Below are 13,259 nucleotides of genomic sequence, written 5' to 3'. Positions count from 1 at the left end.
ATCGATCATTCACTGGTAAGGGCCGTGACCGGGTCGAGCCGGGCAGCTTTGCGGGCCGGCATGAAGCCGAAGACAACGCCGGTGATCAGTGCGCAGGCGAAGGCGCCGATGACCGCCGCCAGGGAAAAGGCCACCGCGACTTTGCTGAGCACCAATACGCCGCCGACGATCAGCGCCAGGGCGATGCCGGCGATCCCGCCGACCACTGAGAGCATCACTGCTTCGGTGAGGAACTGGCGCAAAATGTCGCGCTGACGGGCACCGGTGGCCATACGGATACCGATCTCGCGGGTCCGTTCGCGCACAGTCATGAGCATGATGTTCATCACGCCGATGCCGCCCACCAGCAGCGAGATCGCCGCAATCGAACCGAGCATCAGCGACAGCGTATTCTGCGTGCGCGCCTCGGCCTGAATCATCGCGGCATTGTTGGTCAGTTCGAAATCGTGTTTGCCGTCGTGCAGGCGCAGCATCAACTGCTCGATGGCCTTTTCGGCCTCTTTGACCTTGCGCGCATCGGCCGCGGCAATGGCCACGTATTCGGGGTTGTGGGTGCCGAACAACCGGACACTGGCGGCCGAGTAGGGCACGGCAATCCGGTTGTCGCTGTCGGAATCGCCGGAACTGGCGCCTTTTTCAGCGAGCACACCGACGACCTGAAAGGGCACGTTTTCGATCAGGATGTATTGGCCGATGGGGTTGACGACATCCTTGAGCAGTTTGCTGCGCACCTTATGGCCGATCACCGCGACCGCTGCTGCATTGCGTTCATCGGCCTCGGTGAAGTAGCTGCCTTCGACCACCGGCCAGTTGAAGATCGCCGGAAAGTTCGTGTCATTACCGCCGACGTAGCTCAGATGGTCGAGGTTGCCGAAGCGCACCCCGGCTTCGGCGCCATTGACCGGCATGATCCGCATGACCTGCGGCAGGCTGGCCAACGCCGCGACGTCATCCAGGGTCACGATGCCCGGCGGCGTGCGCGGGTTGGGGGCGGAGCCGCTGAGATAAATGATGTTCGAGCCGAACGCGCCCATCTGCGCCATGACCTGACGCTTGCTGCCTTCGCCGACCGCCAGCATCACCACCACCGAGGCGACGCCGATGATGATCCCCAGCAGCGTCAGGGCGGTGCGGAAGCGGTTGATCCACATCACCCGCCAGGCCGCGTGTACGGCATCCACCAGTTCACCTTTCCAGGCACCGGTGGCCTCGCTGCCTTCGCTCAGCCGCTTGCGCAAATCCACCGCTTGCAGCGCACCGGGATTGGCCGAGGCCTGCACGGCGGGGTTGTCGCGGGCGCTGTCGCTGATGATCAGGCCGTCACGGATTTCGATCACGCGTTTGGCTCGCGCCGCCACGTCGCGGTCGTGGGTGATGAGGATCACCACATGGCCCTGGCTCGCCAGTTCGTCGAGCAGCGCCATGACCTCGGCGCCGCTGTGGCTGTCGAGGGCGCCGGTGGGTTCGTCGGCGAGGATGATGTGGCCGCCATTCATTAATGCGCGGGCGATGGATACCCGTTGTTGCTGGCCGCCGGAGAGCTGGTGCGGACGGTTGCCGGTGCGCTCGGCCAAGCCCAGACGGTCGAGCAGGGCGGCGGCGCGGGCGTGGCGTTCGGCCGCCGGAGTGCCGGCGTAGATCGCCGGCATCTCGACGTTTTCCTGGGCCGAGCCGGACGGAATCAGGTGGTAGCCCTGAAACACGAAACCGAACGCCTCGCGGCGTAGCCAGGCGAGTTCATCGCTGTCGAGTGCCGCGACGTTTTCGCCGGCGAACCGATACTCGCCGGACGTTGGCCGGTCGAGGCAGCCGAGGATGTTCATCAACGTCGATTTACCGGAGCCGGAAGCGCCGACGATCGCCACGAACTCCCCAGCGTGGATCGACAGGTCGATGCCGCGCAAGACGTGGACTTGCGGCGCGTCGCCGCCACCATAGGATTTACGGATGTCCTGCAGGTCGATCAGGGGCGTTTGCATTCAACCTCCGCTGCCGTCGGCGGGGCCGATCAACAGGTGATCGCCTTCGGCCAGTCCGTCGAGGATCTGCACCTTCAGGCGATCGCTGATGCCGGTGCGCACAGTCCGTTGTTCGATGCTGCCGTTCTGGGCGACCACCCGAGCGGTTTGACTGTCCGCCTGCGGGCCGCTCTGCAACGCCGCGACAGGCGCGGTAAGGACGTTGTTTGCCTGATTGGAAACGAAGAACACTTGGGTGGTCATTTCCGCCATCAGCGCATTGTCGGTGTTGTCGACATCCAGCAGCACCGTGTACAGCACCACGCGGGCAGTCCCGCTTTTACTGGAACTGGCCGGGCTGCCGCCGCCCCGGCTGGTCTGATCCAGCGGTTTGGGCGGTATCGGTAAAATCTGCCGCACCGTGCTGCTCCAGCGCCGGTTGCCGCCGCTGAGCGTGGTGAACCAGGCGGTCATGCCGGGTTTGACGTGGCCGATGTCAGCCTCCGAGACCTCGGCCCAGACCGTCATCGGCGACAGTTTGGCGATGCGCAGGATCAGCGGCGTTTGTTGCTGGGCGTTGAGGGTCTGGCCTTCCCGGGCATCAAGGGCCACGACCGTTCCGCTCATCGGTGCGTAAATGCGCGTATAGCCGAGTTCGGCCTGATCGCTGCGCAGGCTGGCCTGGGCCTGGCGGATCTGCGCCTCGAACATGTCGATGCGCGCTTGAGTGGTGCGCAGTTCGGCCTGGGCCGTTTGCACGTCTTCATCGCGTGTCGCGCCGCCGGCGGCGAGGTTCTGCTGGCGTTGATATTTCTGCCGGGCCAGGTCGTGTTGTGCCCGTTGCTCCTGCAGCTGCGCCTTGAGGTTGTCGATGGAAAAACGCCCGGCGTCGAGTTTGGCCTGTTGGGTGGAAGGGTCGATTTCCACCAGCAACTGGCCTTCCTTGACCACGTCACCGACCTCCACATGGATCTTCTGGATCTGCCCGGAGGCCTGGGCGCCGACATCGACATAACGTCGCGGTTGCAGGGTTCCCAATGCCGTGACGCTGCTTTCGATGTCGCCGCGCGCGACCTGGACCGTGGCGAACCGGTCACGACCCGCAGGCAAAACCTGCCAGGCTGCTACGGCGATAACGGGGATCAGACAAAGGGCTACAAGCAGGGCGCGTCGGGTGTGACGGGGACGTTTCATGCAGGGTTCCGGCCAATAGGATTCGGCCCGTCATTCAGCTGGCGCGCAAAAACCTGGCGACAGCTGAACGCTGTCGGAGGGCCGACAGACACGGGGAGCTGTCCTGTAAACGAGGGAAGAGGCGGGGAATTTAAGCGTTGAGGCTTTGAGTGACAGACAAAGTCAAAGGTATAGGACAGCACTATTTATCAGGCAAATAGAAACAGCACTTTAAATCTATATGAGAATTACTATAAATTACGCGCTCGAAACTGCCACCATCGTGCCACTGCCTCCCCGGCAGTCGCGGATCTGGCTCAAGGATAGAAACCGCACCCCGTGCGGCCGGGAGTCATGTTGGAAAACTACTATCGCGAGCTGGTGTGTTTCCTGAACGCCAGGCTAGGCAACCGTCAGGTGGCCGAAGATGTGGTGCATGACGCGTATCTGCGGGTACTGGAGCGTTCCAGCGACACGCCGATCGAGCAACCCCGGGCGTTCCTTTATCGCACCGCGCTCAACCTGGTGATCGACGACCACCGACGCAATGCCTTGCGTCAGGTCGAGTCCCTGGACGTGCTCGACAGCGAAGAACGCTACTTCATCCCTTCGCCCCACAACAGCCTCGATCACGGTCAGCGTCTGGACATGCTCCAGCGCGCGCTGGCGGAATTGCCACGGCTGTGTCGCGAGAGCTTTCTGTTGCGCAAAATCGAAGGCCTGTCGCACCCGCAAATCGCCGAGCACCTGGGCATTTCCAAGGCGCTGGTGGAAAAGCACATCGTCAATGCCATGAAGCATTGCCGGGTGCGGATGCGCCAGTGGGACGTCGCTTAAACCAGTCCTCGTTAAATTTTTTTTCATTGTCCTCGTTCCTATTCAACAGACGATCTGCTGCCGCCAAAGGCCGGTCAGGTCACCCAGGCTTTATCCCCGCAGTTGCGGGGTTTATCCAGAGGACACTGGAAATGACACAGGCAATTGCATCGCCCATCGTTCACGACCTGATCGGCGTCGGTTTCGGCCCTTCGAACCTGGCCCTGGCCATCGCCCTGCAAGAGCGCGGGCCGAGCCAGGGCGAGCTGGATGTGCTGTTTCTCGACAAGCAGGCGGACTACCGCTGGCACGGCAACACCCTGGTCACCCAGAGCGAACTGCAGATTTCGTTTCTCAAGGACCTGGTGACGCTGCGCAACCCGACCAGCCCGTATTCCTTCGTCAACTACCTCAAGCACCACGGTCGTCTGGTGGACTTCATCAACCTCGGCACCTTCTATCCGTGCCGCATGGAGTACAACGACTACCTGCGCTGGGTCGCCGGGCAATTTACCGGGCAGAGCCGCTACGGCGAGGAAGTGCTGACCATCGAGCCGGTGCTGCACAACCAGCAGGTCGAGGCGTTGCGGGTGATCTCGCGTGATACTCAGGGGTTGCAGCATGTGCGCACCACCCGTTCGGTGGTGGTTAGCGCCGGCGGTACACCGCGCATTCCCGAAGCGTTCAAGGCACTGAAGGATGACGGTCGGGTGTTCCACCATTCCCAGTACCTGGAGCGCATAGCCAAGCAGCCATGCTTGAACAACCAACCGATGAACATCGCGATCATCGGCGGCGGGCAGAGCGCGGCGGAAGCTTTCATCGACCTCAACGACAGCTTCCCGTCGGTGCAGGTGGACATGATCCTGCGCGGCTCGGCCCTGAAACCGGCCGATGACAGCCCCTTCGTCAACGAAGTGTTTTCGCCGGAATTCACCGACCTGGTGTTCCAGCAGGCCAGCAGTGAACGCGAGCGTCTGGTCAACGAGTACCACAACACCAACTATTCGGTGGTGGACATCGACCTGATCGAACGCATCTACGGGATCTTCTACCGGCAGAAAGTCTCGGGCATCGCGCGCCATGCGTTCCGGACCCTGACCACCATCGAAAAAGCCACCGCCACCGAACGCGGTATCGAGCTGGCGATGCGCAACAACGCCACCGGCGAAGTCACGGTTCACCGTTACGACGCCGTGGTGCTGGCCACCGGTTACGAGCGTCAGATGCACCGCAAACTGTTGGCACCGCTGGAACAATACCTGGGTGATTTCGAGGTCGATCGCAATTACAGGCTGATCACCGACGAGCGTTGCAAGGCCGGGATCTACATGCAGGGCTTCTGCCAGGCCAGCCACGGCTTGAGCGACACCTTGCTGTCGATCCTGCCGATCCGCGCCGATGAAATTGCCGGCTCGTTGTATGACCATGGCAAATCCCGTGGGCATGGCCGGTCGGTGAGGGACTTGTTGTTGGCGACTGCTAGCTGAGATTTTTTGCGGTTGTGTTGATCGTTCCCACGCTCTGCGTGGGAATGCCTCAATGGACGCTCTGCGTCCGCTTCAGAAGGGACGCGGAGCGTCCCGGGCTGCGTTCCCACACAGAGCGTGGGAACGATCATCCTGAAAGCTGAACCCTTCCTGAAGAACCCTGCGATTCCCCCCGCAACACCCCCGTGCAGCGTTTACTCTCTAGAAATCGCGGCGTAAGCTTCGCGCGTTTTCATCAATTAGCGGAGACCCACAGTGGGTACTTGTTCGAGTGACAGTTGTCGGCCGGTCTCGGTAACCGGCATTTTCCCGGCAAGATAACGCGCAGCCTTTTTGTGCCGTTGTCTCGCCGTAAAGCGAGCAGCGGCATCCCGATCGTGGCCGGTTTGGCCCGACTCCCGACGTCCTCTCATCGACGCTGAACAGCGTGTGATGTTCGACCCCGTGTCGTCATCGCAGCGCCTCGACACGCCTGCTCGACGGTTTCCCGGCTGACCCTGGGGGGCACTGCCATGAACCTGACCTGGCTGAAAGAATTCTTCGCCGGATTCCTGCGAAACCGTCACATCGCCCGGCACTTCCGTCGACTGGCGCTGCTGGAAAGCTTCACCGACACCACGGTCAGCCGTGAAGTCCCGCCGACGCTCGCGCAAACCCTGGTCGCCGCCGCCAACAGCGACACTGGCCAATTACTGGACACCCTCGGCAGCCACCCTGACGGCCTGACTGAACCCGAGGCCGATGCGCTGCGCGAACAGTACGGTCTCAACGAAGTCGAGCACGAGCAACCGCTGCCGTGGTGGACGCACCTGTGGCACTGCTACAAAAATCCGTTCAACCTGCTGCTGACCTTGCTGGCGGTGATCTCCTGGCTGACCGAAGACATGAAAGCCGCCATCGTGATTTTCTCGATGGTGGTGCTCTCGACCTTGCTGCGTTTCTGGCAGGAAACCAAATCCAACCAGGCCGCCGACGCGCTCAAGGCAATGGTCAGCAACACCGCCACGGTGATGCGTCGGGAGGTGGCGAACAACGGTGCGCAACGCTTTGAGTTGCCGATCAAGCAACTGGTGCCGGGCGACCTGATCGTGCTCTCGGCCGGTGACATGATTCCCGCCGATTGCCGGGTGCTCAACGCCAAGGACTTGTTCGTCAGCCAGGCCGCGATGACTGGTGAATCGATGCCGGTGGAGAAATTCCCACGTCAGCAGGACAACCATACCCACAACCCGCTGGACCTCGACAACATCCTGTTCATGGGCACCAACGTGGTGTCCGGAACGGCGATGGCGCTGATTCTCACCACCGGCAACAACACCTATTTCGGCGCGCTGGCGCAGCGGGTCGGTGCCACTGATCGTGCGCCGACTTCATTCCAGACCGGGGTCAACAAAGTCAGCTGGTTGCTGATCCGCTTCATGTTCGTCATGGCGCCGCTGGTGTTGTTCATCAACGGTTTCACCAAAGGTGACTGGACCGAAGCGTTGCTGTTCGCGCTGTCGATCGCCGTGGGCCTGACCCCGGAAATGCTGCCGATGATTGTCACCTCGACGCTGGCCAAGGGCGCGGTGTTCCTGTCGCGCAAAAAAGTCATCGTCAAACGCCTCGATGCGATCCAGAACTTCGGTGCCATGGACGTGCTGTGCACCGACAAGACCGGCACCCTGACCCAGGACAAAATCTTCCTCGCGCGCAACGTCGATGTCTGGGGCAACGATTCCGATGACGTGCTGGAAATGGCCTACCTCAACAGCTACTACCAGACCGGCCTGAAAAACCTGCTGGACGTGGCCGTGCTGGAGCACGTGGAAATCCACCGTGAACTGAAAGTCGGCACGGCGTTTCGCAAGGTCGATGAGATTCCGTTCGACTTCACCCGTCGGCGCATGTCGGTGGTGGTGGCCGAGCGTGATCAGCCGCATCTGCTGATCTGCAAAGGCGCGGTGGAAGAAGTGCTGGCGGTGTGCACCCGGGTCCGTCATGGCGATGCCGACGAGGCGCTGAGCGATGAATTGCTGGCACGGATTCGCCAGGTCACCGCCACCTTCAATGCCGAAGGCCTGCGGGTGGTGGCGGTGGCGGCGCGGCCGATGATCGAGGGCCGCGATACTTACAGCCTGGCCGATGAACAGGCGCTGACGCTGATCGGCTACGTGGCTTTCCTCGATCCACCGAAGGAAAGCACCGCGCCGGCACTCAAGGCCCTGGCCGCGCACGGTGTGGCGGTGAAAGTGCTGACCGGCGACAACGAACTGGTGACCGCGAAAATCTGCCGTGAAGTCGGGCTGGAGCAGCAAGGCCTGCTGATGGGCAACGACATCGAGCGCATGAGCGACGCCGAGCTGGCGGTGGCGGTGGAGACCACCAACGTCTTCGCCAAACTCACGCCGTCGCACAAGGAACGCATCGTCCGCCTGCTCAAGGGCAACGGTCACGTGGTCGGTTTCATGGGCGACGGTATCAACGATGCGCCAGCCCTGCGCACTGCCGACATCGGCATTTCGGTGGACAGCGCGGTGGACATCGCCAAGGAAGCGGCGGACATCATTCTTCTGGAAAAGAGCTTGATGGTGCTGGAGGAGGGCGTGCTGGAAGGGCGGCGGACCTTCGCCAACATGCTCAAGTACATCAAAATGACCGCCAGCTCGAACTTCGGCAATGTGTTCTCGGTGCTGGTGGCCAGTGCGTTCATCCCGTTTCTGCCAATGCTGCCGATGCACCTGCTGGTGCAGAACCTGCTCTACGACATTTCGCAGATTGCCATCCCGTTCGATAACGTCGATGAAGACATGCTGAAACAGCCCCAACGCTGGCAGCCAGCGGACGTCGGACGCTTCATGCTGTTTTTCGGCCCGATCAGTTCGATTTTCGACATCAGCACCTTTGCCTTGATGTGGTACGTGTTCGATGCCAATACCCCGGACCACCAGACGTTGTTCCAGTCTGGCTGGTTCGTGGTCGGGCTGCTGACCCAGACGCTGATCGTGCACATGATCCGCACGCCGAAGCTCCCGTTCCTGCAAAGCCGCGCCGCCATGCCGCTGCTGGTGATGACCGGCATCATCATGGCCGTGGGGATTTTCCTGCCGATGGGGCCGCTGGCGCACTACTTCAAACTGCAGGCGCTGCCGTCGCTGTATTTCGTGTTCCTGCCGGTGATTCTGCTGGCATACATGGGGCTGACCCAGGCTGTTAAAGGCTTCTACATCCGCAGGTTTGGTTGGCAGTAATGCTGCCAATTGTAGGAGCTGCCGAAGGCTGCGATCTTTTGATCTTGCTTCAATAAAAATCAAAAGATCGCAGCCTTCGGCAGCTCCTACACAGGCTGCGATCTTTTGATCTTCAAGTCGGACAGAGCCCTCTATTTTTAGGAAAAGTCCTACAGAACGCTCCCCAAGTCTTCCGTAGCCTTGCCGCCTCATTTATCAGCCATTGACCTGGAGGCCCGCGATGACCAACAAAGCCTTGCGCATCCTGATCGCCGACGAACAGCATTTTCACCGGCTGAAAACCGAGCGGTTGTTCAATCAGCTCGGTTATTACCGGGTGGCACCGGTGCACAGCCTTGCAGATATGCTGAACCTGGTGGAGTACGGTTGCGAGCCGTTCGACCTGGTGGTCGTCAATGCCGCTCTGGCGGAAGGGTCATTGGATCTGTCCGGGTTCTTCCGCGATAACCCTCAGGTTCACCACGCCTTGATCTACGACGACCACGCGGCGCTGCCGGATTTGGCAGCCATCCGACGACTGATGGCGCGCATCGATCTGTCTATGTATGAAGCTGCGCCGCTTCTGGATCACGAGCGGAGTCGACGACGAATTGGTTGAGTTCAGGGTTACCGTCCGTCGGTACTATCATTTCTGACAGGTACATTTTTCCTGCTTTCCGTGCAAAAGTCATCGCGCAGCCGCTGCGTCTATCCCGGCGGTTAGCGGCGGGCAATCGTTGAGTTTTTGCAAAGGAATTGCCATGAAGAAAGCGCTGCTTGTGGACGATCATCCGGTGATACGCGCCGCAGTCAGACTTGTACTTGAGCGGGAAGGTTTCAAACACTTCTATGAGGCGTCCAGTGTTGGCGAGGCCTTGTCGATACTTCGTGAGCATGCAGTCGATCTGGTGGTACTGGATCTGGTGATGCCCGGTGGTGATGGGCTGGAGCTGCTGGGCCGGATCAAGGCCAGTGATTGGTTATGTCTGGTACTGGTTTTCACCTCCCTGGATCCGCTGTTTTTTCAAGAGCGTTGCATGCGCGCCGGGGCCATGGCGTACGTCGCCAAGACCAACGACTTGAATCAATTGCAAAAAGCCGCGCATGCAGTCATGGCCAACTACACCTTTTTCGTCCGACTGCCTTCGGTGTCGCAGGACCCCCGGCAACGCAGCGAAAAAGAGATGATCGACAAACTCTCCAACCGCGAACTGACGATCTTGCGGTATTTGGCTCAGGGTATGAGTAACAAGGCTATCGCCGAGCTTATGCACCTGAGTCACAAGACCGTCAGCACCTACAAGACCCGCTTGATCGAAAAACTGGGGGTGAATGCAGCAGTGCACCTGCGCGATTTCGCCGTGCGCAATCATCTGATCTGAATGAGCCCGACCGTGCGCATCTTCCTGTGGGTCTTGATGCTATGTCTTGCATCGCAGGCCCTGGTCGCGGTAGCCGACGAGCCTAGGTCATTGCGCCTGCTGGGGCGCTCCACGGTGGAGAGCAACGCTGTCCAGCTTGATGTGGATGATCGCAATTGGCTGATCAGCAAGCGGGTGTTGCGCGTCGGAGTAACGGGGCCGGACTACCCGCCCTTCGAATTGACGCGCAATCACGATGAACTGGAGGGCATTACCGCCGATTACGTCGGGCTGCTTGCGCAACTGCTGCACGTCAACGTCGAGGTGCTGCGCTATGGCACACGCGAGTCAGCGATGGAGGCACTCAAACGCAAAGACCTGGATCTGCTGGGAACCTCCAACAGCTTCGAGGCCGCCGATCCCGAACTGAATCGAACCAGCGCCTATGCCGAAGATCAGCCGATGCTGGTCACCAGACTGGACGAGCGCATGCCCGAGGATCTGGCTGGTAAACGCATTGCCATGGTCGCCGACTATCTGCCGGAGCAGACCGTCAAAGCCTTCTATCCCAGGGCTGATCTGCAACGTTACCCATCGCCGCTCGATGCACTCGGAGCCGTGGCATATGGGCAGGATGATGTGTATCTCGGGGATCTTATCAGTGCCAATTACCTGATCAACAACAACTACCACAATAACGTTCAGTTGATGGGGCCATCCGGCCTTGACGCCAACCCGTTCGGTTTCGCATTGGCGCGGGACAATACGCGCCTGAAAAACATTGTTGACAAGGCACTGGCGGCGATCCCGATGGAGCAACGCTCTGCCATCGAGCAACGATGGAGTGCCGGCCGTGCCAATCGGCTGGGTCTACAGCGAGTGAGTCTGAGCGCCAGTGAACAGCGCTGGCAGGATCAGCATCCGACGGTGAGGGTCGGAGTGGTCGGGGACTTTGCGCCTTTGACTTTCTATGATACCGAAGGGCGATTCAGCGGGTTGACCGCGCAATTGTTGACGCTGATCAGCCAGCGTAGCGGTTTGAACTTTGACGTGCAGCGGGGCCAATCCCTGGACGAGCAGATCCAGCGGCTCAAGGCTGGCGAGATCGACGTATTACCGGCTCTCATCCCCACGACTGAAGGTGTAGCCGGGCTGCGTTTTACCAGCCCTTACGTCACTAATCCATACACGCTGGTCAGTGCAGTCACCCCCGGCAGTCCGAGGACGCTGGACGATTTGGCCGGCAAACGCCTGGCGATTTATCACAGTCATCCCATGCGCGCATTCATTCTTGCCAGGGCACCGCAGGTGCGGATGCTGGATGTGCAAAGCCCGGCCCAAGGCCTGGAAATGGTCATGAAGGGGGAAGCCGATGCCGCGCTCAGTTCGTTGTTCATGACCCGCTACCTGATTGCCCGGTATTACAGCGGGCGTCTGCGCATCAGCAGTACTGTGGGCGATGAACCGGCACGCATCGCTCTGGCGACCGGAAATGATGCGCTGGAGCTGCACTCGATACTGAACAAGGCATTGCTGAGCATCTCGCCCCAGGAGATGGACGATCTGGTGGCGCGCTGGAGCAATGATGTGGTGGTGGATGACAGCTATTGGCTGCGTCATCGCCAAGGCATTCTTCAGGCATTTGCCGTGGCTGGCGCCTTGCTGTTACTCGCCCTGGGCTGGATCGCCTGGCAGCGCTGGCAGATCCGTCAGCGCCAGCAATGGTTGCAGCAATTGCAGGACGCCAAGGACGTGGCGGACGACGCCAATCGCGCCAAAACTACCTTTCTGGCGACCATGAGTCATGAGATCCGCACGCCGATGAGTGCTCTGATCGGCATGCTCGAACTGGCCCTGAAACGTGCGGACGAGGGCGTCACCGACCGTTGCGCCATTGAGGTGGCGTCCAGTGCCGCCCAACAATTGCTGGCGCTGATCGGCGACATTCTGGATATCGCGCGGATCGAGTCCGGGCATTTATCCCTGAGTCCTGAACGGGCCAATCTGCGGGCGCTGGTGGCGTCGGTATGTCGGGTTTTCGAAGGTCTTGCACGACAGAACGCGTTGGCTTGGCGAATCGATCTGGACGAACACAGCGACTGCGATGTGTTGATCGACCCCATCCGATTCAAGCAGGTGCTGTCCAATCTGCTGAGCAATGCCATCAAGTTCACCCGTGAGGGGGAGGTGAGCCTGACGCTGCGGGTAGTGCTCGTTACGGCGGGGCATCTGGCGGTCAGCGTATGCATTGAAGACACCGGCATTGGCATCAGCACCGTCGACCGGCAACGGTTGTTCAGCCCGTTTATCCAGGCCGATAACGGCCGACAGTCAGCCCGCAGCGGTTCTGGCCTGGGGTTGGTGATCAGTCGCAGCTTGTGCGAAATGATGGGCGGGCAGTTGCAACTCGACAGCGTTCTTGGGCAAGGCACGCGGATCGACATCAACCTTGAGCTGATCGCATTGCAACCGTTGCCTTCCAGTGTGGGGGGCGATATCGGGTTGCAGGCGCCGACGCAGTCACTGACGATTCTGGTGGTCGACGATCACCCGGCCAATCGATTGTTGCTTTCACGACAACTGAGCCACCTGGGGCATCATGTTCTGGAGGCCGAAGAGGGCGCGCGGGGGCTTGAACTGTGGCGCGAGCATGGCTTCGATCTGGTCGTCACCGACTGCAATATGCCCAGGCTCAGTGGTTATGAGCTGGCCGGTGCCATACGCGATGAAGAGCGCGCCAAGGGATTGCCGTCGACGCTGATTCTGGGGTTTACCGCCAATGCGCAGCCCGAGGAGAAGTTGCGCTGTCTGGAGGCAGGCATGGACGACTGCCTGTTCAAACCCATCCTGCTGGCGGATTTGGACGCTTGGCTGGCGTCCAGGTTTGCCAGTCAGGCGCCTGAGCGCATCGAAGAACCATCAACGCCCGAGATGGACCTCAGTGGCCTGGAACAATACGTCGGTGCGGACCGCACGTTGATTGAAAGCCTGGTGCGCGAGCTGACGGTGACCAACAGGGTGGATCGGGAGGATCTGCTCCTGGCGCACGCCAATGGCAATCACCATGTGCTGCGCGACCTGGCGCACCGCATCAAGGGCGGCGCGCGCATGGTTCGGGCACAGCGCCTGATCGAGCGTTGCGAGCAACTGGAGCGTGTCATCGATGTGGGGGATTCGGCGCTGCTCGACGAAGCGGTCGATCGACTGCAGCACGCGATGTCATTGCTGGATAAGCACTTGCGTCAAGGCTGA

At 60.6% G+C, this 13,259-nt stretch carries 8 protein-coding genes; 6 read left to right on the top strand and 2 right to left on the bottom strand.

What is annotated here, in order from left to right; translation table 11 throughout:
• Positions 1 to 5: 5 nt before the first annotated feature.
• On the bottom strand, positions 6 to 1,979 hold the full coding sequence (locus tag AC1RO5_RS25900; RefSeq protein WP_493178402.1) for a MacB family efflux pump subunit: 1,974 nt from the start codon (positions 1,977 to 1,979) through the stop codon (positions 6 to 8).
• Positions 1,980 to 3,152: an efflux RND transporter periplasmic adaptor subunit gene (locus AC1RO5_RS25895; RefSeq protein WP_493178401.1), complete on the bottom strand. Its 1,173-nt coding sequence runs from the start codon at positions 3,150 to 3,152 to the stop codon at positions 1,980 to 1,982.
• Positions 3,153 to 3,485: 333 nt separating this feature from the next.
• On the opposite strand from AC1RO5_RS25895, the gene AC1RO5_RS25890 reads away from it, so the two are divergent.
• The 6 genes from AC1RO5_RS25890 to AC1RO5_RS25865 all read left to right on the top strand — a co-directional run bounded on the left by AC1RO5_RS25890 (position 3,486) and on the right by AC1RO5_RS25865 (position 13,259).
• Positions 3,486 to 3,968: a sigma-70 family RNA polymerase sigma factor gene (locus AC1RO5_RS25890; RefSeq protein ID WP_018925353.1), complete on the top strand. Its 483-nt coding sequence runs from the start codon at positions 3,486 to 3,488 to the stop codon at positions 3,966 to 3,968.
• A gap of 131 nt (positions 3,969 to 4,099) precedes the next feature.
• On the top strand, positions 4,100 to 5,437 hold the full coding sequence (locus tag AC1RO5_RS25885) for a lysine N(6)-hydroxylase/L-ornithine N(5)-oxygenase family protein (RefSeq protein WP_493178399.1): 1,338 nt from the start codon (positions 4,100 to 4,102) through the stop codon (positions 5,435 to 5,437).
• Positions 5,438 to 5,949: 512 nt separating this feature from the next.
• Entirely contained in the window at positions 5,950 to 8,667 is a 2,718-nt protein-coding gene (mgtA, locus tag AC1RO5_RS25880) for a magnesium-translocating P-type ATPase (RefSeq protein ID WP_493178398.1), read from the top strand.
• A 220-nt stretch (positions 8,668 to 8,887) separates the two neighbouring features.
• Positions 8,888 to 9,265: a response regulator gene (locus AC1RO5_RS25875; protein ID WP_493178397.1), complete on the top strand. Its 378-nt coding sequence runs from the start codon at positions 8,888 to 8,890 to the stop codon at positions 9,263 to 9,265.
• A gap of 142 nt (positions 9,266 to 9,407) precedes the next feature.
• A complete protein-coding gene (locus tag AC1RO5_RS25870) occupies positions 9,408 to 10,028 on the top strand; it encodes a response regulator (RefSeq protein ID WP_413695603.1) in 621 nt (206 codons plus the stop codon).
• Entirely contained in the window at positions 10,029 to 13,259 is a 3,231-nt protein-coding gene (locus AC1RO5_RS25865; protein ID WP_493178395.1) for a transporter substrate-binding domain-containing protein, read from the top strand. It abuts the gene before it with no gap.

The sequence above is a fragment of the Pseudomonas sp. GW822-FHT02G04 genome (assembly GCF_058802085.1).
This window is presented reverse-complemented; position numbering and strand designations above follow the sequence as displayed.